21 protein-coding genes and 1 tRNA gene are annotated in these 22,808 nt (G+C 63.7%); 12 read left to right on the top strand and 10 right to left on the bottom strand.

Features of this window, described 5'->3' with window-relative positions:
• The first annotated feature begins 198 nt into the window (after positions 1-198).
• The 5 genes from VJ897_RS05975 (at position 199) to VJ897_RS05955 (ending at position 4,216) form a co-directional block, all read left to right on the top strand.
• Positions 199-621 carry an ankyrin repeat domain-containing protein gene (locus VJ897_RS05975; RefSeq protein WP_324054171.1) on the top strand — a complete coding sequence of 141 codons (423 nt, stop codon included), beginning with the start codon at positions 199-201 and terminating at the stop codon, positions 619-621.
• A gap of 168 nt (positions 622-789) precedes the next feature.
• Entirely contained in the window at positions 790-987 is a 198-nt protein-coding gene (locus tag VJ897_RS05970; RefSeq protein ID WP_324054169.1) for a hypothetical protein, read from the top strand.
• A gap of 113 nt (positions 988-1,100) precedes the next feature.
• A complete protein-coding gene (locus VJ897_RS05965) occupies positions 1,101-1,589 on the top strand; it encodes a hypothetical protein (protein WP_324054167.1) in 489 nt (162 codons plus the stop codon).
• 1,492 nt (positions 1,590-3,081) lie between these two features.
• Positions 3,082-3,219 carry a hypothetical protein gene (locus VJ897_RS05960; RefSeq protein ID WP_324054166.1) on the top strand — a complete coding sequence of 46 codons (138 nt, stop codon included), beginning with the start codon at positions 3,082-3,084 and terminating at the stop codon, positions 3,217-3,219.
• A 268-nt stretch (positions 3,220-3,487) separates the two neighbouring features.
• Complete coding sequence (locus tag VJ897_RS05955) at positions 3,488-4,216, top strand: tyrosine-type recombinase/integrase (protein WP_324054164.1); 729 nt, start codon at positions 3,488-3,490, stop codon at positions 4,214-4,216.
• Positions 4,217-4,278: 62 nt separating this feature from the next.
• On the opposite strand, the gene VJ897_RS05950 is transcribed toward VJ897_RS05955, so the two are convergent.
• Positions 4,279-4,352: transfer RNA gene (locus tag VJ897_RS05950), tRNA-Cys, on the bottom strand.
• Positions 4,353-4,484: 132 nt separating this feature from the next.
• Here VJ897_RS05950 and VJ897_RS05945 point away from each other — a divergent pair.
• From VJ897_RS05945 to VJ897_RS05935, 3 genes are all read left to right on the top strand, one after another.
• Positions 4,485-5,138 (top strand): protein-L-isoaspartate O-methyltransferase family protein, encoded by a 654-nt coding sequence (locus tag VJ897_RS05945; RefSeq protein WP_414706683.1) that lies wholly within the window; start codon positions 4,485-4,487, stop codon positions 5,136-5,138.
• Positions 5,139-5,187: 49 nt separating this feature from the next.
• Positions 5,188-6,543: a TolC family outer membrane protein gene (locus VJ897_RS05940; RefSeq protein WP_324054162.1), complete on the top strand. Its 1,356-nt coding sequence runs from the start codon at positions 5,188-5,190 to the stop codon at positions 6,541-6,543.
• Positions 6,544-6,618: 75 nt separating this feature from the next.
• Entirely contained in the window at positions 6,619-7,620 is a 1,002-nt protein-coding gene (locus tag VJ897_RS05935; RefSeq protein WP_324054160.1) for a hypothetical protein, read from the top strand.
• A gap of 278 nt (positions 7,621-7,898) precedes the next feature.
• Here VJ897_RS05935 and VJ897_RS05930 read toward each other — a convergent pair whose 3' ends face one another.
• The gene (locus VJ897_RS05930; protein WP_324054158.1) at positions 7,899-8,231 is read right to left on the bottom strand and encodes a DUF6280 family protein; all 333 of its coding nucleotides are present in this window, start codon (positions 8,229-8,231) and stop codon (positions 7,899-7,901) included.
• 218 nt (positions 8,232-8,449) lie between these two features.
• Here VJ897_RS05930 and efp point away from each other — a divergent pair, with 218 nt between their 5' ends.
• On the top strand, positions 8,450-9,013 hold the full coding sequence (gene efp / locus VJ897_RS05925) for an elongation factor P (protein WP_324054156.1): 564 nt from the start codon (positions 8,450-8,452) through the stop codon (positions 9,011-9,013).
• 21 nt (positions 9,014-9,034) lie between these two features.
• On the opposite strand, the gene VJ897_RS05920 is transcribed toward efp, so the two are convergent.
• From VJ897_RS05920 to VJ897_RS05905, 4 genes are read right to left on the bottom strand one after another with little or no spacing between them, the layout of a single operon-like run.
• The gene (locus VJ897_RS05920; RefSeq protein ID WP_324054154.1) at positions 9,035-9,838 is read right to left on the bottom strand and encodes a fructosamine kinase family protein; all 804 of its coding nucleotides are present in this window, start codon (positions 9,836-9,838) and stop codon (positions 9,035-9,037) included.
• On the bottom strand, positions 9,826-10,560 hold the full coding sequence (gene ygfZ / locus VJ897_RS05915; RefSeq protein WP_324054152.1) for a CAF17-like 4Fe-4S cluster assembly/insertion protein YgfZ: 735 nt from the start codon (positions 10,558-10,560) through the stop codon (positions 9,826-9,828). Before ygfZ ends, VJ897_RS05920 begins: the two co-directional genes overlap by 13 nt.
• 9 nt (positions 10,561-10,569) lie before the next feature.
• Positions 10,570-12,426 (bottom strand): ABC transporter ATP-binding protein, encoded by a 1,857-nt coding sequence (locus tag VJ897_RS05910; RefSeq protein WP_324054150.1) that lies wholly within the window; start codon positions 12,424-12,426, stop codon positions 10,570-10,572.
• Complete coding sequence (locus VJ897_RS05905) at positions 12,423-13,139, bottom strand: tyrosine-protein phosphatase (RefSeq protein ID WP_324054148.1); 717 nt, start codon at positions 13,137-13,139, stop codon at positions 12,423-12,425. Before VJ897_RS05905 ends, VJ897_RS05910 begins: the two co-directional genes overlap by 4 nt.
• Before the next feature lie 119 nt (positions 13,140-13,258).
• On the opposite strand from VJ897_RS05905, the gene VJ897_RS05900 reads away from it, so the two are divergent.
• On the top strand, positions 13,259-14,455 hold the full coding sequence (locus VJ897_RS05900) for a pyridoxal-phosphate-dependent aminotransferase family protein (RefSeq protein WP_324054146.1): 1,197 nt from the start codon (positions 13,259-13,261) through the stop codon (positions 14,453-14,455).
• Here VJ897_RS05900 and VJ897_RS05895 read toward each other — a convergent pair.
• The 4 genes from VJ897_RS05895 to VJ897_RS05880 all read right to left on the bottom strand — a co-directional run bounded on the left by VJ897_RS05895 (position 14,452) and on the right by VJ897_RS05880 (position 19,296).
• Entirely contained in the window at positions 14,452-14,628 is a 177-nt protein-coding gene (locus VJ897_RS05895) for a hypothetical protein (protein WP_324054144.1), read from the bottom strand. The two genes, VJ897_RS05900 and VJ897_RS05895, sit on opposite strands and share 4 nt — an antisense overlap.
• Positions 14,629-14,684: 56 nt before the next feature.
• The gene (locus tag VJ897_RS05890; RefSeq protein WP_324054142.1) at positions 14,685-15,797 is read right to left on the bottom strand and encodes a pyridoxal phosphate-dependent aminotransferase; all 1,113 of its coding nucleotides are present in this window, start codon (positions 15,795-15,797) and stop codon (positions 14,685-14,687) included.
• Between the two features lie 51 nt (positions 15,798-15,848).
• Entirely contained in the window at positions 15,849-16,178 is a 330-nt protein-coding gene (locus tag VJ897_RS05885; RefSeq protein WP_324054141.1) for a DnaJ family domain-containing protein, read from the bottom strand.
• A gap of 67 nt (positions 16,179-16,245) precedes the next feature.
• The gene (locus VJ897_RS05880) at positions 16,246-19,296 is read right to left on the bottom strand and encodes a valine--tRNA ligase (RefSeq protein ID WP_324054139.1); all 3,051 of its coding nucleotides are present in this window, start codon (positions 19,294-19,296) and stop codon (positions 16,246-16,248) included.
• Between the two features lie 132 nt (positions 19,297-19,428).
• Here VJ897_RS05880 and VJ897_RS05875 point away from each other — a divergent pair, with 132 nt between their 5' ends.
• Positions 19,429-21,729 (top strand): xanthine dehydrogenase family protein molybdopterin-binding subunit, encoded by a 2,301-nt coding sequence (locus VJ897_RS05875; protein WP_324054138.1) that lies wholly within the window; start codon positions 19,429-19,431, stop codon positions 21,727-21,729.
• Positions 21,716-22,774, top strand: coding sequence for a T6SS phospholipase effector Tle1-like catalytic domain-containing protein (locus VJ897_RS05870; protein WP_324054136.1), 1,059 nt, complete (start codon positions 21,716-21,718; stop codon positions 22,772-22,774). The genes VJ897_RS05875 and VJ897_RS05870 overlap by 14 nt, the downstream gene beginning before the upstream one ends.
• Positions 22,775-22,808: the final 34 nt, after the last annotated feature.

Here is a 22,808-nt window from a genome sequence, read left to right as displayed (position 1 = left end):
GCAATCAGGGTCTGGCTTGTTACTTCTCACTGATAGTGCGGTTTTTGTTCGCGGTATCCAACCCAAATGGATATGTTGAAGCCGAGGAAAATTTTGGAAGGGGTTGGATATATGTTGGGTCCGTCGCCTTGGTACCGGACCGTCTCGGCGGCCATCCTACTCTTGGTCGGAGCGATCAGCGGGTTGGCAAGCCCGTCCGTGGCGGATCAGAAGATGGACACCACGGCCTTGGGTCTGGACGGGTTGATTGAAATTTTCTGGATGATCAAACAAGGCGATCTGAAAGGCATGTCGACTTGGATCGAGGCAGGTGGCGACATCGAGGCACACGGGTATCACGGAGCGACCCCAGTGCTTTCGGCTGCCGTGATCGACAACTGGTCCGCGGTGCATTGGCTTTTGGAAAATGGTGCCCGTGCCACGGTTGTGGACGGGCGCGGGTACACGCTTGCGTTTCTCGCACAGCGGTCGCGTGTGGCGCCCGAGGGACAGTATGGCAAGGCTTTGATTGATGTGAGATCCCTTCTGACGCGAAAGGGCCTGATGGGCGAGATCTTCCAGCCTGAGACGGCAAAACGGATGCTCGAGGACGGGGCTTGGCCGCCTCCGGAATACCGTTGAGCGGGTCGCGTAATAGTCAATAGTCGCTGGTGATGGAGTAACGAATGACGCAGAAGGTACAGCGCCTGATCGGACCGGCCCTAGAGCGTGTTTGGCCTGAACGGATCCAGGATTGCCGCATGAGGCTTTCTGTGCTTCCCTGCTCGTGAGGCATTTAGGGAGGTCGTCATGGGCAAGCCGCATCCAACAGAGCTACGGACGCGTTTTGTGGATTTTATTGAAGAGGGGAACACGCACCGGGCGACCGCCGCGCACTTCCGGGTTTCGGTCAAATTCGTCAACGACATGGTGAAGCTGAAGCGCGAGACCGGCGCGCTTGCCCAAGCCGAAAACGACGACAATCAACCCCAAGGACTCTCATTATGACTGAGGGACGACCGGGGGGCAGGTCAATCATCATCGTGATCTCGGGCAAACCCATAATCCACATTGCCATTCGCTAGGAGCGTGTCATTAGACCTGCCATCCAAATCTTGTTGTTGACCTTCACCGTCTTTGGAAGTGCTGCAGTGGCTCAAGGCAATTTGAGAGAAGCCTGGATTGAATCGATGAATGCCTGTGAGAAAGTGATCACGGATCAGAGTTTTGATGGTTTTGAAGGATATGCAGCCGCTGAACCAATCTTTGATGTGGAAGCCCGATTTGTTCGGGCATTTCAGCACTCGCAAGCTGAACTGATTTCAAGCGCGGTTTCAAATGGTTCAGAGTGGTTTCTGTGCGTGGTCACGGGTGAATCTGGCGAAGAAATAGCTGATGCCGTTGCCGCAACTCTTTCGGCTCAGATAGCCGCAAACGAGAACGAAACGGTCATGCTGGAAGATAATGTTGCGCTCGCCCCTGTGCGCGTCATTTGTGGCTCTGGAGGACGCCTAACATCCGTTTTCGCCTATTTTACTGCCGATGCGGAATTTAGAATTGGCGCGACGAACAGGCTGCCAAATGGTGTGGAAAGCCCTTGTTCGTATTGAAACTCCATGAAAAGGGCTCCGCGGTAGCGGTCTGTAAAGGTAGCTTTGTCCCGCTCTGTCGAACTTCACCCTCGAAAAATGCTGCGGGACGCACGAATGGCCGGTTCAGTGAAGCCGCGCCGCAGCGCTCGACCACGGGGCTAAGGTCCGGTCTGGGCCGATCACATCCCGAACGCGGACTGTCGACCCCGACTGTGCAAGCTCTGTTTTCGGCGCATAGCCGACGCTTGGACCTTCGTCCGAACGGCAGAGGCGCGCCAGAGGCAGATTGGGATGCTTGCCTAGGTGCAGAACACTAGTTGAGCGGTTGATCATAACAGTAAACAGCATCGTCTTGCATGATGTAACAATGTTTGTCACTTGGCAGCGGCTCTTTGAAACATCGTGTTTCCCCACTATCGAATTCGTAACAATAGCCGCGGTCGCGCGGGTTTTCGTCATCGTCATCATCACAGAGTGCCAAGAGCAGTAATAGCCCAAGCGTCCAATGCCACCATTTCCATCGTTTGGGCCCGTCAGCCTTTTGTGTCCTGGTCATCGCGTTGTGTAGCCTTCATGGCGTTTATGCCCCTTGTGGTGTCGATCTAAGCGAGGGGAAGGCGCATGAGATGGTCGATATGTGCTGTTTGTTTTGATCTTCATCTTCGAAAGCGATTGGGAAAGGTGAATAGTTTAGTTGCTTTAGTAGCATTTCGACAAAAGATCTTTGAAGGCCCTGCTGATGACCTATGCTATAGAGAAATTCCCGATCCTGGCGTTTGCGGTCACGTACGTATTTAGTAGTCTTTGGCTCAACTTGCTTGCTCCAGAAAATCTATGTGAACACTACGCCGGCGCCCACGGTTTCAGGCAACCGTGACGCAAGATCAAGACGCAAACTTGGGCGTACAGGCGTTTAGAGGCGGCCTCACATGCGATCACAGGATACAGGCAGGGGTGTATCCCTAGCCGAAGCCCAACCGGCCCTCTGAGCGCTTCGACGCAAAGTCAGTCGCGACGCAGCCCCTTTCCTCCGCAGACATCAAATATCGGAGGAGGGAAGGGGCGGGCCACGAATCCCTCTCATCCCTTGTTAGGGTATTGCACTTAGTGACACGATCTGCAGAAAAACCGCCGGTCGTAGCCTTTTGGGTCACGAACTGTTTCAGCGTGAAACGTGCTGAGGTATGCACCTAGTGACACGCAGCGTGATCGACGCCGCAAAAATGTTTGTTCGCGAATCAGCAACCTCCTAGGATTCTCCCAATCGGTTTGCATGGAGCTTCTAACCTCCATTCGTCTAGTAGGCGCGCAAACCAATGCTCTAGGAAAGGGGGCTAAAGGTGCGGATCGTGGGTGGCGAAGACACAGTTGATGCTCGGCATGGGCTACACGGCTGTTGTTGCGTGATACTTGGCTTCACCGTGTTCGGTGTTGTCGCGACGTCGCCGACGTCGTCGGGAGGAAAGGCATAGCCGTGCCACGCTCGTCTCTAGAACAAAAGGCGCTTAGCATGCTCAGGACCTTTGAAGGTGCTGGCAAGGCTGTCAGTCGTGTCACGATAGACGGGCGCCGAATAGAAATTGATCTCGTGCAACCGGAAGAAATGGATAAATTTGAGAGGATAGATATGCGTTATGACAAAACGTGAGCTTCCTAAGCACGTTTACCGCCAAAGGAACGGTTTGTATTTCCAGCGTCGGGGCTGGCGGTCACAAAAATTTCGGAACGAATTCGGCACGCCTGAATTTTGGACTGAGTATGCTTAAATCCTCTCGGGAAAGGCGGCTCCCAGTAAAGTTCACGCTCGATCGTTTGAGAGCCTGATCGCGAGTTATCGTAAGTCGCCAAGATATAAGCGGCTCAAACCTCGCACTGCGCTGGATTACGACAAGTACCTGGACTTCTTCGTTTCCATTATGAGCGATGTGAACCCGGCGAACATGAAGCGCAAAGACGTTATCCGCCTGCGCGATACCAATGCCGACAAGGTCTATTTCGCGAACTATTCTCTGCGGGTCCTGCGGGTGCTTATGGAGCATTGCGTGGACTTGGGGTGGTGTGATGCCAACCCAGCCAAAGGCGTGTCTGAACTTCGTACGGTGTCGGCCGAGAGAGAGCCTTGGCCTCGGGATTCTCTGGCTCGTTATCGGGCGGCCTGTCCGCTCGGAACGCGCGAAAGGCTGGTTATGGAACTTTGCGTTGGTACAGGCCAACGGATCGGAGATGTGTTGGGGATGCGCTGGTCAGACATCCAAGACGGCGCGTTTGTCGTCAAACAAAGCAAGACCGGAAAGGAACTATGGGTTCCCATCTTGCCTCAGCTTCAGGCGGCGCTTGATGCCGCCAGCCGTCATTCAATTTTCATATTGACCAATGAACGCGGCACCAACCGATGGTCCTATCGGGGTGCATCGCAAGCGGTGCGAAAGATCAGAGAACAGATTGGGGCCCTGAGTTATGACATTCACAGCTGGCGCTACAACGCAGCCTGTGAGCTTCTGGAAGCGGGATGTGAAGATGACTTGATTGCTGCTGTTACGGGGCAGAGTCCCGCAATGGTTCTTCACTACACCAAGAAGGTGAGACAGCGCATGCGGGCCAAGCAGGCACAGCAGATGCGAACAGAACAAAAACGGAATGTTTAGACGTTTGTTTAGACGGTTGGCCCGCTACAGGGCCCTCTGTCGTCTAACATATTGAAAATAAATGGAGGCGAGTACCGGAATCGAACCGGTGTACACGGATTTGCAATCCGCTGCGTCACCACTCCGCCAACTCGCCGCCTGTGGTGCCTATCGAAGCACCCGGGAGATATACCAGCCCGCGTGGCCTTGCAAGGGTGATCAGGCGTTGCCGGGGCCGGGGCAATATGGCAAGAACCCGGGGAATGATCTGAACGAAAGAGTTTAGCGCGTGGCCGACTACGAAACCCTCCGCACCGTGATGGTGGACACGCAGGTCCGCCCGTCGGATGTCACCAAGTTTCCCATTATCGATGCGATGCTTGCTGTCCCCCGCGAGGATTTCGTTCCCGATGACCGTCGCGATTCCGCATATGTGGACGACGATCTCGACCTTGGCGAGGGACGGATCATGTTCGAGCCGCGCACCATGGGCAAGATGCTCGATGCGCTCGACATACGGGACTCCGAGGTGGTGATGGATCTTGGTTGCGGGTTGGGCTACTCGACCGCGATCCTGGCGCGGCTGGCAGAGTTCGTCGTGGCCGTGGAAGAGGATGAGGCCCGCGTGGCCGAGGCGCAGGCGAACCTTTCGACCCATGACGTGGACAATGCCGCCGTCGTGCATGGAACTCTGGCCGGGGGAGCGCCCAAGCAGGGGCCCTATGACGTGATCGTTCTGGAAGGGGCGGCCGAACATGTGCCCGAGACGCTGGTCGATCAGCTCAAGGACGGCGGACGCATGGCCGTGCTTTTCAGCGAGGGTGCCCTTGGCGTCATGCGGATCGGCTACAAGCTGGATGGCGGGATGACCTGGCGAATGGCCTTCAACGCGGGCGCGCCGGTCGTGCCCGGCTTCGAGCGTCACCGGGCCTTTACATTGTGACACGGGGCCGGCCCGGTTTTGCCGGCGGCCAATTCGGGAGACCCTCCAGATGATCCTTCGCCGACTGGCCACGGCCGCAAGCCTCGTCCTCGCGCTGACAATACCCGCCGCCGCGGAATCCATGGCCGATGCCCTTGCCGACAGTTACCGCGATTCAGGCCTTCTGGATCAGAACCGGGCGCTTCTTCGCGCCGCGGACGAGGACGTGGCCCAATCTCTTGCCGCCCTGAGACCGGTCGTCCAGTGGTCGGCGAATTATAATTGGAGCGATCCCCCACGGACCTTGGGGGGGAGCGCAACCTCTGCCAATTTCGAGGTTTCCGCCAGCCTGCTGCTCTATGACGGGGGCGCAAGTACGCACCGGACAGAGGCGGCCAAGGCCCTGGTCCTCGAAACCCGTCAGAACCTGCGCGGCATCGAGCAGGACGTCCTGCTGCGCGCGGCCACCGCCTACATGAACGTGCGCCGCAACACCGAGTTCGTGGCCCTGCGCAAAAGCAACATGAACCTGATCGAAGAAGAACTGCGCGCCGCGCGGGACCGGTTCGAGGTGGGCGAGGTGACGCGCACGGATGTGGCGCTGGCCGAGGCCCGCCTGGCCGCGACCCGCAGCGAGCTGGCTGCCGCCGAGGGGTCGCTGGCGCAGTCAATCGAGGAATTCCGCGCGGCCGTGGGCCGGGCGCCGGGCCGCCTCGACGTGGTTTCGCCCGCGCCGCTCGACAGGGCTCAGGACGCTGCGCGGGGGTTTGCTCTTGGCAACCATCCCTCGATCAAGGCGGCGCAGCAGGCCGTGACAGCGGCTGAGTTGACACTCCGCGCCGCCGAGGCGGCGCTGAGCCCTTCGGTCAACCTGCGCGGCTCGGCTTCGGTCGACGACGATGGAAACGCCACCGAGAGCCTTGGCCTGTCGGTCGGTGGACCGATCTACTCGGGCGGGCAGTTGGAAAGCGCGATCCGGCAAGCGACCGCGCGGCGTGACGCGGCCCGCGCAGGATTGCACCTGTCGGGCCAGTCCGTGGCGCAATCCGTGGGCAACGCCTTTGCCCAGTTGCGGGTGGCCAGGGCCGGCAGCGAGGCATCCCAGCTTCAGATACGCGCCGCGCGCACCGCCTTCGAGGGTGTGCGCGAAGAGGCGACGCTGGGCGCGCGCACCACGCTTGACGTGCTCAATGCCGAACAGGAATTGCTCGATGCCCGTGCCAACGGGATCTCGGCGCAGGCCGACGAGGTCATCGCCAGCTACCAGGTGTTGGCGTCGATGGGGCTGATGACGGCCGAACACCTTGGGCTGGCCGTCCAGACCTATGATCCGGCGGCCTATTACAACCTGGTCAAGGATGCCCCGGCGACCCTGTCGCCGCAGGGTCGTGCCCTGGACCGGGTGCTGGACTCCATCGGCGAATAGCTCAAATCTTCGGTATCTGTTGTTCGTTGGCGCCGTTGCGCGTAAGCTCAACCCGAGGCCAAAGCAGGGTGAATAATGTCGGATCCCGTCAAAAACGTGGAAATCGAGGATGTCCTGTCCTCAATCCGGAAACTGGTGAGCGAAGGCGAACAGGCCCGTGCCCGAGAGACCGAGCCATCGCAGGCGGGCGCGGGCGACGCCGGCCATCGCGCAGGCCAGGACCCCGCCGAGAGCCGCGCCGCCGAGGAAGACCGTCCAGCCAAGCTGGTTCTGACCCCGGCGCAGCTTGTCACACAGGGGGACGATGCGTTTGTGGGCCACTCCCGTGACGACGAAGAGGCGCCGCGACAGACCGCCGAGGCCGAGGCGCCAGAGGCGACGGAAGGCGACGTGGTGCCGCATCTTCTGGATCGTCCGATTGGCAATTTCCTGCGCCGCGACGAAAGTGAAGGGCCGGAACCTGCCGATAGCGGCCGTGACGTGACGCAGGCCGATGCGTCCGGTCCGGATCAGGACGGGTCCGAGACCGATAGCGCCGTATCTGAGACCGCGCAGCACGAGATGACGGTGGCTGAACAGCCCGCCGAAACCCCGGTCGGTGACAGTGCCACGCCCGAAAATCGACGCTCGGCATTGGAGGCGACGATTGCCGAGCTGGAGGCGTCGGTCGGTGGTGAGGGGTTCGAGCCTGACGGGTCCGAGGCGGCAAATATGGCCGCAACCCTGGCTTGGCCCAGAAGCCGCCGGTCCCGGATCAATTTCGGGGCCGAAGCGGCCCGGACGGTCCAGGACGCGCCCGAGGAGGTGGTATCCGCTGCCGAGGACGACCCTTCCAACGAGGACACCACCGCGGAGGATCTCGCCCGGGGCACCGGGCCCGACGATCCTTACGACGCGTCCTATGATGAGGAGCTGTCCGGTCTCGAAGCGCTTGATGCCGCCGCGCTGCGGGCCCTGGTCGCCGAGATTGTGCGCGAGGAATTGCAAGGCGCCCTTGGCGAACGCATCACTCGCAATGTCCGCAAGCTGGTGCGCCGGGAGATCTATCGCATCCTGTCCAGCCAGGACTTCGACTAGAGCTTTCGGCGAACACCAGGCAAGCGGATCGCAGCGCGCGCGTCTCGAGGGCGAGGCGGCATATCCGCGTTCACAGTCCTGCCAAGAAACGGGAGGGCGTCCATCCTGGTCTCCGGTTGCTGGACGCGGTCCCTGCTGTGCCCATCCGAGACGGGAAAAACCAGTGCCCCTTTTTCGCGACGTGTTCTACGGCGATGTTCCACGAAGAAAAACGCGCGGCCCCGCCAAGGACCGCGCTTCATGTCTCAACGACGGCGCGCAGGAACTCGGACACCGTGTCAGGCTGCCCTTGCGGCCTCTTCGATGGCCTCGGCAGCATGGCGGCGCTCGCTCTCCTCGCGCGAGAGGGCAACAGAGGTGCGCACACCCTTGGATACGAAATCCATCAGGCCGGTTACGACACGTTCGTTCGGGTCTATCCCGGCACAGGACAGGACCTCGCGTCCGTCTCGCGACCTTGCCCAGCGGGCGATCTGTTCCGGCCCGTTGCCGTACTTCTTGTCATCGGCGATGGCGTCATCCAGCGCAGCCAGGACCACCGCCGCAAACAGCTTGCGTGCGCGGTTGCCTTGCTCGTTGTTGAACGCGGTGCCGTCGACGAGATCTCGCATATCGGGTCCTTCGGTTTTGTCTTGTAACTGGCGTGAGGGGCAATATGCCTGTTCACGGGCGATTCGGGTGGGCTCTTTTGGAATGGCAGGTATGCGCCCAGTGCATATCGTGTCGGTGTCTACAACAGTATCTGTCGGGTTGCTCGACTGCGTTGTGGCAGATATAGGCTCGCTCAACAGACGATCAACCATTCGACACATTCTGGACACAATTCGACATGCCCAAGATCAACGGTAACGAGATCCGTTCCGGCAACGTGCTGGAACACAACGGCGGCCTCTGGGTCGCGGTGAAGGTGGACCATGTCAAACCCGGCAAGGGTGGCGCCTTCGCCCAGGTCGAGATGAAGAACCTGCGCAACAATTCCAAGTTGAACGAACGCTTTCGCTCGGCCGACAAGATCGAGCGCGTGCGGCTGGAACAGAAGGACCAGCAGTTCCTTTATGAAAACGACGGGATGCTGGTCTTCATGGATGCCGAGACCTTCGATCAGATCGAGCTGCCCGCGGACCTTCTGGGCGAGCGACGTCCCTTCCTGCAGGACGGCATGACCGTGGTGATCGAATATTACGAGACCGAGGCGCTGAACGTGACCCTGCCGCAAAAAGTGACCTGCAAGGTCGTCGAGACCGAGCCGGTGGTGAAGGGCCAGACGGCTGCCAACAGCTTCAAGCCCGCGGTCTTGGACAACGGCGTGCGGGTCATGGTGCCGCCCTTCGTGGGCCAGGACGAGGACATCATCGTCAACACCGATACTATGGACTACGCCGAACGCGCCTGATCGGGCAGCCTTCCCGACGGGTCAGGCGCCCAGCCGCGCCAGTCTGTCCTCGACCATGCCCATGTAGCCAGGCCCGAAAAGCCGCAGATGCACCAGGGCGGGCCAGAGCTGGTAAACCGCGCGGCGCGTTGCCCAATCCCCCTGTGGTCGGCCATAGGCGGCATAGAACGCCTCGTGCGGAGTGCCGAACAGCTCCAGCATGGCGAGGTCGACCTCGGCGTCGCCGTGATAGCAGGCCGGGTCGATCAGGTAGGCCCCCTGGGCTGTGAAAAGCGCGTTTCCCGACCAGATATCGCCGTGCAGCAGCGCCGCGGGCGGTGCGGCGGGGATCAGCGCGGGCAGGCGATGCGCCAGCCTCTCCAGCCGGTGAACAAGCCCCGCGGGCAGCATCGCGCGCCCGGTCAGCAGCCTGTTTTCCGCCCAGAAGCCCGACCAGTCCCCGCCCCGTGCATTGGGGATCGCCACATCGCCGAATGCATAGTCGACGGACCAACCATAGCACGGCGCCGTGGTCTCATGCAGCCGGGCCAGACCAGCGCCCAGAGCGTGCCAGCTGTCCGGACCGGGTCGGCTCTCGGGTAGGTATTCGAGCACCATCAGTGTCCTCTCGCTGGCCAGGACTTGGGGCACGGGTGCGCCGGCCTCGGCCATGGCTTCCAGCATCCGCGCCTCGCGGATCACCAGCGGCCCTGCCTTGGCCACTACGTCGCGCCCGTCGGCCAGCCTGACCTTCCAAATGTCGGAAAGGTCGCCCCCCTGAAGCCTGTGCAATCCCGCAGGCGGCGCCCCGAAGAGTCGGGCGATGGCGGCGCTTACGGGGTCCATGTCACAGTGGCTTCGCCGGCCTGCATCGGGCCCTTTGCCCGATCGAACCGCAGGTAGGCCAGCGCCTTGTCACCCGATTGCGTGTAAAGTGTGCCGGCCGGTTTCTCGCCCGCCGTGATCGGGTTGCCGACCGGGGCCGTCCCCTCGATCCCCACCTGGACAAGCCCCTTGCGCAGCTCGGTCTTGTGTTTCATCCGCGCGGTCACTTCCTGCCCGACATAGCAGCCCTTCCTGAAATCCACGCCCGACAGCCGGTCGAAGCCGACCTCCAGCGGAAAGCTGTCGGATGTCAGCTCTATCCCGGTTTCGGGGATCAGGTGTTCGACGCGTAGCGCGTCCCAGTCCAGGGTTTCTGAAAGGTCCGTCTCGCCGATCAGGCGCCAGCCCATCGCGGGGTGGCGCGGGTCGGGCAGGGCACCCTCGGGCGCAGGCCCGACCCCGCGCGAGACGACGAGATCAGTCTCGGCAATCTCGACCGCAGAGCGTAGCTTATACATGGACAGCCGCCGGGCCAGCGCGGCGGCCTCTTCTGCAGCCACGTCCAGCAGAATGCCGTCGCCCTGCGCCTGCAGGAAGAAATCCACGATCAGTTTGCCCTGCGGCGTCAGCAAGGCGGTATAGACCAGGCCCTCGGACAGGCGATCGGTGTCATTGGTGACGAGGCCCTGCAGGAAACCATTCCTGTCATCCCCGGTGATGCGAAGAACTGTGCGCTGTGTCATGGCCCCTACCTAGGATGGATCGGTGCCGCGGAAAAGCCGTGTCATCAGACCGCGGGCGGTGCGTACCGGGGCCTTGGTCGCGGCCTTGCGCGGATGCACGGCGCCGGGGGAGGCGTCCCCGACGTGACGGCCTTCCTTGAACTGCAGCCGGTAGAGATCGGCATAAAGCCCGCCGCGCGCCAGCAACTCGTCGTGGGTGCCCTCATCGACCACGCGGCCCTTGTCCATGACCAATATCCTGTCGGCGTTACGCACGGTCGAAAGCCGATGCGCGATCACGAGCGTCGTACGCCCTTCGGCAAGGCGGTTCAGTGCGGCCTGGACGATTGCCTCGGACTTGGTGTCCAGTGCCGAGGTCGCCTCGTCCAACAAAAGGATCGGCGTGTCGCGTAGCAGCGCGCGGGCAATGGCCACGCGCTGGCGCTGACCTCCCGACAGGTTGGACCCGCGGGGCCCGGCGGGCGTGTCCAGTCCATCGCTCAGCTGGGGCAGGAAGTCCGAGACATGCGCCGCATCCAGGACCTTTTTAAGATGCGCCGGTTCCACGTCCGCGCGCCCCAGCAGGATGTTGTCGCGCAGGCTTTCGTCGAAAAGCGCGGCGTCCTGCGCCACCGTCGAGACGAGGTCGCGCAAGCCGTCCACGGCCATGTTCTCAACAGGGGTGCCGTCCAGCGTCACCCGGCCCTCGCGAGGGTCGACAAGCCGGGTGAGCACATTGAAAACGGTGCTCTTGCCCGCGCCAGAGGCGCCGACCAGGGCGGTGGTCCGCCCCGCCTGGGCGGTGAAACTGGCCCCCCGGAGCACGGGCAGATCGCCATAGGCCAGGTGCACATCCTCGAAACGGATCTCGGGCGCGGCCGGCGGTGGCGACGCGGGCGCGGCGGGCGAGACCAGCGTCGGCCGGATGTCGAACAGTTCGCGGATGCGCTCGACCGCCGCCGCGGCCGCCTGCCACATCCCCGAGAGGTTGCCCAGCCGCCGCAGAGGGTCGAAGGCCAGTGCCATCGCCGTGAAGAAGGCCATGAAATCGCCGACGGTCTTGTCGCCGTCCACGATTTCGGAGCCGGCGAAGAACAACACGCAGAAGAAGCCGATCCCGGTCATGATGTCGATCAGTCCGGGGATCAGCGCCTGGCCCAGTGCCGCCTGCGTTTCCGATGTCACCCGGTGATCGTTCAGCCTGTTGTAGCGGCCCTGCTGATAGTTTTCGAGGCTGTTGAGCTTGATCGGCATGATGCCATGGAAAACCTCGTCCAGCCGGGTTGACATCGAGGCCGCGACCGCGCGCGCGGTGCGGGCCTTGCCGCGCACGTAGCGCTGCGCCATGAGCGAAGGCGCCACCAGCAGAGGAATCCCAACCAGCGCCACCAGTGTCCATTTCCAGTCGATGTAAAGCGCCACGCCGAACAGCCAGAACACGGAGATGACGTCCCGCCCCAGCCCGGTGATGATGCCGATCCAGACCTGGCCCAGGGCCTGCACGTCGCCCTGCACCCGCTCGATCAGGGTGCCTGGCGAATGGGCCTGGTGAAAGGCCATGTCCAGCGTCATCAGGTGGGCCATGAGGTCGGTGCGCAGTTGCGCCGCGCTAAGCTCGGAGACCCGCTTGAGCAGCACACGGTGCACCACCGAGGTGATGGCGCGCAGGAAGAAAACCCCCATGATAATCAGCCCGACCACCCAGAGCGCGGTCATGTCGCCGCCGATGAAGACGTTGTCGAACATGGGCTTTGTCATGTAGCTCATGACCCCCAGAGTGGAGCCCTCGATCACCATCACGACCAGCGCGATCGAGATGATCCGCAGGTGCCGACGCAGGTATCCCGACCAGAGCCAGCGCCCCATGGAATGGCGCCGCGCGGTCATGCCCGGCCCCGCCGGGCGGCGAAATTGGCCGCGGTGGTTTCGGGGTCATAGTCCTGGGCCACCCAGTCGCGAAAGCCGATCTCGCCCTCTTCCCGGCGCGCGGCGTAATCCTCGACAAGCTGGTCCAGCACCCCGGTGGCGGTGCTGCGCAGGTGCAGGTAGCGCCAGGACAACATGCGCCGGGCGCCCGCGATATCTGTCTCGTCACGGATCAAAAGGACGACGGCACTGGCCAGCCCCGCCCTGTCGGCGCCGGATTTGCAATGGATCAGCAGCGGTGTCTCCAGCGTCGCCAGATGGTCGATCAACTCCAGCAAGGCCGCGCGCGGCGGCGCACGGCGCGCGCTCAGGTGCAGATCGACCAGCGTCAGTTCGAGGGCCGCGCAGGTCTCGCGCTCGAACAGGTAGGCTGAATGGGCCGTCGCGCCGCGCAGATTCAGCACCGTGCGGATGCCGCGTGCAGCCATGCGCCGCAGGCGTCGCGGGTCCGGCTGGTTTGATCGGTAGATGCCGGGTGCGACCCGGTCGTGGTTTGTCCAAAGGTGGCGCAGGATGCCGTGATCGAGAAACTGGTAGTGCCACCACGCGCCGCGCCGTGCCGCGGGGGTGGAGATATCCCGTCCCAGCCGGTTGTGCAGGTCCCGCTCCCAGCGGTGAATTCTTTGGAACAATCCCGAAACCATGGGCGCGCGGGGCCTTTCGATGCCGATCATCCGCGGGGTTTACGCGGAATCGCAGCGGGCGAAAAGGGGCGGCGCAACGCGGTCCGGATTGACGCCGGGGCGGCGTGGCGTAATCTCGCCACGAGGCAATCGAGGACCCTTGGACCGAAATGTTTGCGAAAGGCCTGCCCTATCTGGCGATTCCCGGCCCCTCGGTCATGCCGGACCGGGTGCTTCGGGCCATGCAGCGGCCCGCGCCCAACATCTATACCGGCGCGCTGCACGAGATGACCCATTCGCTGATCCCCGATCTCAGGGCCGTCGCGGGAACGACCGGGGATGCCGCAATCTACATCGCCAATGGCCACGGCACCTGGGAGGCGGCGCTGGCCAATGTCGTGTCCGAGGACGATCGGGTGCTGGTGCTGGCGACCGGCGTCTTCTGCAAGGGTTGGGGGGAAATGGCCCGGGGTCTGGGCGTCGGCGTCGAGTTGCTGGACTTCGGCGAAAGTGCGCCGGTCGATCCCGGCCGGGTCGAGGCGGCGCTGCGCGCGGACCGCGCAGGCCGGATCAAGGCGGTGCTGATGGTTCTGGTCGATACCTCGACCGGGGTGCGCAATGACGTGGCCGCGGTCCGCGCGGCCGTGGATGCCGTCGGGCACGATGCGTTGTTGATGGTGGATGCCATCGCTTCGCTGGGCTGCGATATCTACGAGATGGACGCCAGCGGCGTGGATGTCACCATCGCGGCCAGCCAGAAGGGGTTGATGACGCCACCGGGGCTGGGCTTCGTCTGGTTCAACGAAAGGGCGGACATGCAACGCGGCACCTTGGCCCGCGTCAGCCGCTACTGGGATTGGCGGCCGCGGGTCAACCCGGACGAATACTGGAAGTATTTCGACGGCACTGCACCCACGCATCACCTGTTCGCCCTGCGCGAGGCGCTCGACATGATCGCTGAAGAGGGGCTGACAGCGATCTGGGCGCGGCACGATGGCCTGGCCCGGGCGATTTGGGCGGCTTGCGAGGCCTGGGGGCAGGCGGGGCCCCTGCGGCTGAACGTGCCCGACGCGGCGGCAAGGTCGCGCGCCATCACCTCGGTCGGCCTGGAGCCGGGCCAGGGTGACGCCCTGCGCAGGTGGGTCGAGCAAGCGGCCGGCGTAACCCTGGGCATCGGGCTGGGCCGTGATCCGGCGAGCGCCTACTTCCGGATTGGCCACATGGGCCATGTCAACGCGCACATGGTTCTTGGCGTGCTGGCCAGTATCGAGTGCGCTCTGATCGCCCTGGACATCCCGCACGGCCCGGGAGGTACGGCGGCGGCCAGCGCGGTGCTGGCCGATCTGGCGCAGGATTTGCCGGTCTAGCGGCGGCGCGCACCCAAAGCTCGCAGGACCAGCTCGAGCCCGGTGGCGCTGATCACGACCCAGAGAAACCCCGCGACCGAGGCGATGGTCCAGAGAGATACGAACAGGATGACTCCGACCATCCACAAGAAGGGCGTCGTGTAATTCTCGACCCGGCGGGGGTAGTGATACATGGCGGCCTCCGGCAGTACCCTGCGGGCCACAATAGCGCAGTTTCCCGGAGAATCACCTATGGCTTTCGGGCATCCTCCAGCGCGCCGGGCAGGGCCTCGGCCAGCAGGTCCAGGTCTTGCGGCCGGCCCGCGCTGATGCGGATGCACCGGTCCTGCGGCGCGATAAAGGCCATGCGCGCGAAGATGTCGCGCGTCAGCAGCCCCGATAGCACCGATTTGGCAAAGGCTCCGTCGCCACCGCAATCCACGGCCATGAAACTGGCCGCCGAGGGCAGGGTGACCAAGCTGTTATCAGCCGCGATCGCCCGGATCCGGTCGCGGGCTGCGGCGACCTCGGCCTGCACATGCGCCAGCCAGTCGATATCCTGCGCCGCGGCCAGCGCCCCGGCCTGGCTGACCCGGCCGATTCCGAAGTGATCGCGCACCAGGTTGAAGGCGCCGATCAGGCCCCGGTCACCGATGGCATAACCCACCCGGGCCCCTGCCAGACCATGCGCCTTGGAAAAGGTGCGCATGCGGATGACACGGGGGTCTTCGGGGTCGATCCCGGGGGCGGTGCCTTCGGGCGCAAAGTCGATATAGGCCTCGTCAAGAACCAGCAGGCTGCCTTCGGGAACGGCCTCGATCATGCGGTGGACGGTCGCAGCGTCGTGCCAGGTGCCCATGGGATTGTCGGGGTTGGACAGGTAGATCAAACGCGCGCCGACCTCTGCGGCCTTGGCGATCAGGCGTTCGGGGTCCTCGTGATCGGCGGTATAGGCGACCTTGTGCAGCACTCCGCCGTGGCCGGTGACGTGGTAGTTGAAGGTGGGATAGGCGCCGTCCGAAGTCACGACCGCAGCCCCCTGCGGCACGGTCAAACGCACCAAAGAGCCCAGTAGCCCGTCGATGCCGGCACCTATGACGATGTTTTCCATGGGCACGTCATGCCGGGCGGCCAGTTCGGTGCGCAGGTCAAAACTCTCGGAATCACCGTATTTCCAAGCCTCCTGTGCGGCCTCCTGCATGGCCGTCACCGCCCGTGGCGACGGGCCGAAAACGCTTTCATTGGCCCCCAGCCGCGCCTTGAACGGACGGCCGCGGTCGCGTTCATGCGCCTCGGGGCCGACGAAGGGCACGGAGCGGGGCAGGCTTTGGACGAGCGGTGTCAGTCGCGGATCGGTTGTCATGTCTTCAGAGTGACGCGCGTCCGGCCGTTTGTCCATCAAGGGGCGGTCCTTTCAGGGCTGCATGAACTTCCGCCGCGCTTCGCGCGCGATGTTGTAGCGCAGTTCGAGATCGGCGATCAGTGCCATGGCCAGTCGTGTTTCATCCTCGGTGACGGCCGCAGCATGAGTGGCCCTGGCCGCCTCAAGCGCCTTCTTCAGCTTGAATTCCTCGGGCAGGGCGCCGGCCTCGGCCATGATGCGCGTGGCCACCTCTGTCGCCATGTCGGTGACGCCGCTGCGCCTCGGCAGGGGTTTGCCCTCGCCGGACAGGCCCGATAGCTGGCCCTCGGTCAGCGCCTTCTGGATCTGTTGCTCGGTCAGTTGGCGAAACGAACGGCTCATGCCCCGATCCTGGCACAACCGGCCAGCGCGGGGCATGAGTTTATTTGCCAAGATGAAGCAGCGCCGGTCAGCCGATTTCTTCCAGCCGCGTCATGGCGGCCTGCAATTGCGCCAGTTCCTCTTGCCGCAGGGCGAGATTTTCGCGGGCTTCGTCGACCACTTCCTGGGGCGCGCTTTCGACGAATTTGGGGTTGTTCAGGCGCCCGGCCAGACCGCCGATTTCCTTTTCCAGCTTGCCCATAACCTTGGCGATGCGGGCCTTTTCGGCCTCGACATCGATGATATCGGCCAGCGGCAGCGCGAAATTCGCACCATGGGCCGTGACGGAAAGCGACCCTTTGGGCGCCTGATCCGCATCCTCCAGGCTTTCGATCCGGGCCATGCGCTTGATCAGCGTTTCATTGTTGGCCCAGGCCCTGCGGGCGGCGGTGTCCGCTTCCAGTTGCAGGACGGGGATATACAGCCCGACCGGCACGTTCATCTGGGCGCGGGCCGAGCGGACCCCTTCGATGAAGGAAATGACCCAGCGCATTTCGCGCTCGGCCTCGGCATCGACAAGGTCGGTCCCGTAGCCGGGCCAGTCTTGGTGGATCAGCATCTTGTCCCGGTCACCCAGCGTGCCCCAAAGCTCCTCGGTGATGAAGGGCATGATCGGGTGCAGCAGGATCAGGCACTGGTCCATCACCCAGGCCATGGTGGCTTGGGTCTCGGCCTTTTCTGCCTCGCCTCCGTCCAGCAACAGCGGCTTGGAGAATTCGACATACCAGTCACACACCACGTTCCAGACGAAGTGATAAAGCGCCGAGGCGGCCTCGTTGAAGCGATAAGCGGCCAGCGCCGCGTCCACCTCTTCGCGCACGCGGGAGGTTTCACCGATGATCCAGCGGTTCACCGTGGCCTCGGGCCGCGGGATGGTGCCGTCCGATCCTGTGGCGCCGTTCATCTCGGCAAAGCGGCAGGCATTCCAGAGCTTGGTGCCGAAGTTCCGGTAGCCCTTGATGCGGTCCTCGGACAATTTCAGCACACCGCCGATGGCCGCCATGGCCGCATTGGCAAAGCGCAGGGCGTCGGCGCCGTAATCCTCTATGACCGCGATGGGGTCGATGACATTGCCGGTGGTCTTGGACATCTTCTTGCCCTTGGCGTCGCGCACCAGCCCGTGCAGGTAGACGGTGTGGAACGGGTCCTGCCCGACGACCGCCTGCTGCATCATCATCATCCGCGCGACCCAGAAGAACAGGATGTCCTGCCCGGTGATCAGCACGTCGGTGGGGAAGTACTTGGCGTATTCCTCCGTCTGCTCGGGCCAGCCCAGCGTGCCGATGGGCCAGAGACCCGAAGAGAACCAGGTATCGAGCACATCCGGGTCACGCCAGACCGGATAGACCAGTTTCGTCAGGTCCTGCGTGACGTTGTATTCGGCCAGCGCGGCGGCGAAGCTATGCATAGCCTCGTGCTTGTCGGCGACCTCGATAACGCGGGCATGGCTGATCGGGTTGGGCACGTCGATGTTGTCGTTCTCGAAAAGCGGGATGACTTCGTCGAAGCTGAAGGCGCAGTGGCTGACCTCTTGCCGATGCAGCATCCCGCCCTCGGTCAGAAGGCCCAGCAGGCGGACCTCGTCCAACTCGCCGCTCGCGTTCAGGTCGTCGTCGACACCCAGGTTCAGCCCATACCAGACAGGGATCTGGTGCCCCCACCACAGCTGACGAGAGATGCACCAGGGCTCGATGTTTTCCAGCCAGTGGAAATAGGTCTTCTTGCCGCTTTCGGGCATGATCTCGGTGCGGCCCTCGCGGACGGCTTCCAGCGCGGGACCGACGACCTTTTGCGCATCCACGAACCACTGGTCGGTCAGCATCGGCTCGATCACCACCTTGGAACGGTCGCCGAAGGGCTGCATGATCTTCTTGTCCTCGACCTCGATCATGAGGCCCTCGGCGTCGATGTCCGCGACAACGCGCTTGCGCGCTTCGAAGCGGTCCAGCCCGCGATAGGCCTCGGGGACAAGGTTGATCGCATCGACCTGCGCCATGGTGAAATCCGCGCCTTCGGCAAAGTGCCGGGCGCGCCCAGCCTCTTCGGCGTAGGGGGCGCCATCCGCGCGCATGTGCCCGCTGGTGTCCATCAGGCGATACATCGGGATGCCGCCGCGCTTGGCGACCTCGTAATCGTTGAAATCATGCGCACCGGTGATCTTGACCGCGCCGGATCCGAAATCCGGATCTGGGTATGCGTCGGTGATGATCGGGATCAGCCGGCGATGGTCCTTGGGGCCGACGGGAATTTCACAGAGCTTGCCGACGATGGGCGCATAACGCGCATCATCGGGGTGCACCGCGACGGCCCCGTCGCCCAGCATGGTTTCGGGTCGTGTCGTGGCAATGGATATATAGTCGCGCGTCTCGCGCAGGGTGACGTTCCCGTCCTCGTCGCGCTCGACGTATTCGTATGTCTCGCCACCCGCCAGCGGATACTTGAAGTGCCACATGTGGCCGTCGACCTCGATGTTCTCGACTTCCAGGTCGGAGATCGCGGTCTCGAAATGCGGGTCCCAGTTGACCAGCCGCTTGCCGCGATAGATCAGCCCCTTGCGGTGCATGTCCACGAAGACCTTGATGACGGCATCATGGAAATTGCCATCGTTGCCCGCGGGGGCGCCGGGGGCGCCGGACATGGTAAAGGCGTTGCGCGACCAGTCGCAGGACGCGCCGAGCCGTTTCAGCTGGCCGATGATCTGGCCGCCGGAGTTTTCCTTCCAGTCCCAGACGCGCGCCAGGAAATCCTCGCGGCTCAGATCGGTGCGGCGCTTGCCTTCTTCGGTCTTGAGCTTCTTTTCCACCTGTAGCTGCGTGGCGATGCCGGCATGGTCCTGACCCGGCTGCCAGAGCGTGTCGTAGCCGCGCATGCGGTGCCAGCGGATCAGGATGTCCTGAAGCGTGTTGTTGAAGGCATGTCCCAGGTGCAGCGCGCCGGTCACGTTGGGCGGCGGGATCATGATGGAAAAGGTCTCGTCGCGTTTGGCGTTGGCGCCCGCCGCGAAGGCGCCGCTGTCTTCCCAGGCCTGGTAGATGCGCGGTTCCGCCTGGGCGGCGTTGAAGGTCTTTTCCATGGGCATGATATGCGTTCCCTGACTGTCGCGCTCCCCCTGTAACCCGCACGGGCGGCGGCGAAAAGAGGGACCGAGCGCACGGGCTGGACACGGCCCTTGGAACCGGTAGGGTCGCGGCAACAACCACGAGAGGCCAGCATGGAAAAATTCGGCAAATCCCAATCGGTCCGCCGGGTCGAGGACCAGCGCTTCCTCACCGGCCATGGCCGCTACGTCGATGACATCGCGCCGGCCGGGGCCCTGCGCGCCGTTTTTCTGCGCGCGCCCGTGGCGCACGCCCGCATCACCGACCTCGACGTGGCCGAAGCGCGCGCGGCGCCGGGCGTGCACCTGGTGCTGACCCTTGCCGACCTTGAGGCAGAGGGCTTGCAGGTGACCATGAAAAGCACCGTTGTGCGCAACGCCGACGGCAGCCGCGGTGCGCGCCCCGACCGCCCGCTGCTGGCGGGTGACCGGGTGCGCTACGTGGGCGAGGCCATTGCCATGGTCGTTGCCGAGACGCTCCAGCAGGCCCGCGATGCGGCCGAAATGATCGCCCTGGACTTCGAGGATGAGGAGGCGCATGTCGAGGTGGCCCCGGGTGGGCCGCAACTGCACGCGGGCGTGGACAATAACGTTGCTTTCGACTGGGCGCTGGGCGATGCCGCGGCGGTGGACAGCGTCATGGAAAATGCGGCGCATATCCTGACCTACGAGATCAGCGACAACCGCGTCATCGTCAATTCCATGGAACCGCGCGGGGCTTACGCCGAGCCCGAGGGCAATGGCCGGCTGCATATCGCCGTGAACGGCCAGGGGGTCTGGGGCCCCAAGGAAAGCGCCGCCCGGCACTTGGGCCTGGCGCCCGAGGATATCCGCGTGACCAATCCCGACACCGGCGGCGGCTTCGGCATGAAGGGGATGGACCACCCCGAGACCTTCGTGGTGGCCCAGGCGGCACGGATGCTCAACCAACCCGTCCGCTGGATGTCCGAACGCACCGAGGCCATGCTGAGCGACAACGCCGGGCGCGATCTGCGCACAACGGCCACGCTGGCCTTCGACAGGGATCACCGGCTGGTCGGCTACAGGCTGGACACGCTGGCCAATCTCGGCGCCTACAACTCGCAGTTCGCCCAGCCGATCCAGACCGACCTGTTTTCCAAGGTGGCGCCGGGTGTCTACGATTTCCAGGCGATCCACCTGCGCTGCCGCGGCATCTATACCAACACCGCGCCGGTCGATGCCTATCGCGGCGCGGGCCGGCCCGAGGCGATCTACGTTCTGGAACGGGCCATGGACTATGCCGCCCGCGACCTGGGCGTCGATCCGTGGGATCTGCACCGTCGCAACTTCATTCCGGCGGACAAGTTCCCTTACACATCCGCGACCGGACAGCCCTATGACGTGGGCGATTTCAGCCGGGTTCTTGACCGTTTGGAACACAATGCCGACCGGGCCGGCTTCGCCGCCCGCCGTGCCGCGTCCGAAGCACGGGGCAAGCTGCGCGGCCTGGGGTTGTGCTACTACATCGAGAGCATACTGGGCGATCCCGAGGAAACCGCCCGGGTCGATTTCAACGCCGATGGCACCGCCTCGATCTTCGTGGGCACCCAATCCAACGGTCAGGGGCACGAGACCGTCTTCGCCCAGTTTCTGGCCGATCAGACCGGCATCCCGGCGGACCGCATCACCGTGGTGCAGGGCGACAGTGACCTGATCGCCCAAGGCGGGGGGACAGGCGGGTCGCGCTCGGTCACGGTGCAGAACACCGCGACGCTGGGCGCGGTCGAAGCCATCACCGGCGCCTTTGCCGCTTACTTGGCCGAGAAGGAAGACACCGTGGCCGCGGACATCAGCTTCGACGATGAACGCTTCCGTATTCCCGGGTCGAACCTGACGCCAACCATGCTTGAGGTGGCCGATATGGCGAGGGCCGAGGGACGCGAAGACCTGTTGAGCCATTCGCGCACCACGAAGCTGGAAAACCGGTCCTTTCCCAATGGCGGCCACGCGGCCGAGGTCGAGATCGACCCGGACACGGGCAAGGTCACGCTTGATCGCTACACGGTGGTCGATGACTTCGGCAATCTCATCAATCCCATGCTGGCCGAGGGCCAGGTGCATGGCGGCGTCGTGCAGGGCGTGGGCCAGGCCCTGACCGAACAGGCGCACTACGACGCCGACGGTCAGCTGATCACGGCGACCTTCATGGATTATGCCATGCCGCGCGCAGATGATGTGCCCATGTTCAGCTTCGATACCGAGTCCACCCCTTCGCTCTATAATCCGATGGGGATGAAGGGATGCGGCGAGGCAGGCACGGTGGGGTCGATGGCCGCCACGGCCAACGCGGTGCTTGACGCGCTGGCCACGCGCGGGGTGGCCAGCGCCGACATGCCCTTCACCCCCAACCGGGTCTGGCAGCTTCTGCACGAGGCGGGGAATGGGGTTTCGTGACCGGATCCTGTCGTTCTTCGGCCGCGGCCCCTGGGCCGAGGCCGGTTCGCAGCGTCACCGAGGACCCGCGACGCATGTCATCATCATCGACGGCACCATGTCCTCGCTCGTGGAGGGCGACGAGAGCCACGCAGGCCAGCTCTACAAGCTGGTCCTGGAGGCCGGGCGCAGCGCGAACCTGACGGTCTATTACGAGGCGGGCATCCAGTGGCGGGACTGGTCGCGCAAGGTTGACGTGATGATGGGCCGGGGCATAAATCGTCAAATCCGGCGCGCCTACGGCGTGCTGGCCTCGCGCTACCGACCCGGCGACCGGATCATCCTCGCAGGGTTTTCGCGCGGGGCATACGCGGTGCGGTCGCTGGCCGGGATTGTGGATCTGGTGGGACTGGTGCGCGCCGATTGCGCGACCGAGCGGATGATCCGCCAGGCCTATCGACACTACCAGTCCGGCGCGCGCGGCCCGGTGGCCGAGACCTTCCGCCGCGACTACTGCCGGCAACCGGTCGAGATCGAGGCCATCGCCGTCTGGGACACCGTCAAGGCCCTCGGCCTGCGCCTGCCGCTGTTGTGGCTGTTGACCGAGGAAAAGCACAGGTTCCACAGCCACGCCCTGGGTCCCGTGATTCGGCACGGCTTCCATGCGCTGGCCCATGACGAGACGCGCGAGGCCTATGCCCCGGTCCTCTGGGCTTGCCCGCCCGAGCGCGATGCACGGGTCGAACAGGTCTGGTTCCGGGGCACACATGGCGATGTCGGCCGGCAGTTGGGCGGATTTCAACCGGCGCGTCCGCTTTCGAATATCTCGCTCGTCTGGATGCTGGAACGGCTGGAGGGGTGCGGGCTGCCCCTGCCCGGGGACTGGCGCGCCCGGTTTCCCTGTGACCCTGACGGCCCCTCGGTCGGGACATGGCAGGGCTGGGCCAAGCTGTTCTGGTTGCGCAAGCCCCGTGTCGTGGGGCGAGATCGGTCCGAACGCCTGCACCCGACGCTGGCCGCACGCCGTCAACCGTCTCGTGCTTGCGGCGCTTGGCGGGGGTCTTGATGTTTCCCGATGCGGGAGAATGCGCCCTGTCCTG

The organism is Salibaculum sp. (genome assembly GCF_035270045.1).
In the GTDB taxonomy this organism is placed as follows: Bacteria; Pseudomonadota; Alphaproteobacteria; order Rhodobacterales; family Rhodobacteraceae; genus Salibaculum.
The sequence above is the reverse complement of the archived record's forward strand: the minus strand, read 5'-3'. Positions and strand labels throughout refer to the sequence as shown.

Excerpts from the sequence above, each read along its gene's own strand:
- VJ897_RS05970 (WP_324054169.1), top strand. The coding sequence starts at position 790 with ATGGGCAAGCCGCATCCAACAGAGCTACGGACGCGTTTTGTGGATTTT.
- VJ897_RS05960 (WP_324054166.1), top strand. The coding sequence starts at position 3,082 with ATGCTCAGGACCTTTGAAGGTGCTGGCAAGGCTGTCAGTCGTGTCACG.
- VJ897_RS05955 (WP_324054164.1), top strand. The coding sequence starts at position 3,488 with ATGAGCGATGTGAACCCGGCGAACATGAAGCGCAAAGACGTTATCCGC.
- VJ897_RS05940 (WP_324054162.1), top strand. The coding sequence starts at position 5,188 with ATGATCCTTCGCCGACTGGCCACGGCCGCAAGCCTCGTCCTCGCGCTG.
- VJ897_RS05935 (WP_324054160.1), top strand. The coding sequence starts at position 6,619 with ATGTCGGATCCCGTCAAAAACGTGGAAATCGAGGATGTCCTGTCCTCA.
- VJ897_RS05930 (WP_324054158.1), bottom strand. The coding sequence starts at position 8,231 with ATGCGAGATCTCGTCGACGGCACCGCGTTCAACAACGAGCAAGGCAAC.
- efp (WP_324054156.1), top strand. The coding sequence starts at position 8,450 with ATGCCCAAGATCAACGGTAACGAGATCCGTTCCGGCAACGTGCTGGAA.
- VJ897_RS05920 (WP_324054154.1), bottom strand. The coding sequence starts at position 9,838 with ATGGACCCCGTAAGCGCCGCCATCGCCCGACTCTTCGGGGCGCCGCCT.
- ygfZ (WP_324054152.1), bottom strand. The coding sequence starts at position 10,560 with ATGACACAGCGCACAGTTCTTCGCATCACCGGGGATGACAGGAATGGT.
- VJ897_RS05910 (WP_324054150.1), bottom strand. The coding sequence starts at position 12,426 with ATGACCGCGCGGCGCCATTCCATGGGGCGCTGGCTCTGGTCGGGATAC.
- VJ897_RS05905 (WP_324054148.1), bottom strand. The coding sequence starts at position 13,139 with ATGATCGGCATCGAAAGGCCCCGCGCGCCCATGGTTTCGGGATTGTTC.
- VJ897_RS05900 (WP_324054146.1), top strand. The coding sequence starts at position 13,259 with ATGTTTGCGAAAGGCCTGCCCTATCTGGCGATTCCCGGCCCCTCGGTC.
- VJ897_RS05895 (WP_324054144.1), bottom strand. The coding sequence starts at position 14,628 with ATGTATCACTACCCCCGCCGGGTCGAGAATTACACGACGCCCTTCTTG.
- VJ897_RS05890 (WP_324054142.1), bottom strand. The coding sequence starts at position 15,797 with ATGACAACCGATCCGCGACTGACACCGCTCGTCCAAAGCCTGCCCCGC.
- VJ897_RS05885 (WP_324054141.1), bottom strand. The coding sequence starts at position 16,178 with ATGAGCCGTTCGTTTCGCCAACTGACCGAGCAACAGATCCAGAAGGCG.
- VJ897_RS05880 (WP_324054139.1), bottom strand. The coding sequence starts at position 19,296 with ATGCCCATGGAAAAGACCTTCAACGCCGCCCAGGCGGAACCGCGCATC.
- VJ897_RS05875 (WP_324054138.1), top strand. The coding sequence starts at position 19,429 with ATGGAAAAATTCGGCAAATCCCAATCGGTCCGCCGGGTCGAGGACCAG.
- VJ897_RS05870 (WP_324054136.1), top strand. The coding sequence starts at position 21,716 with ATGGGGTTTCGTGACCGGATCCTGTCGTTCTTCGGCCGCGGCCCCTGG.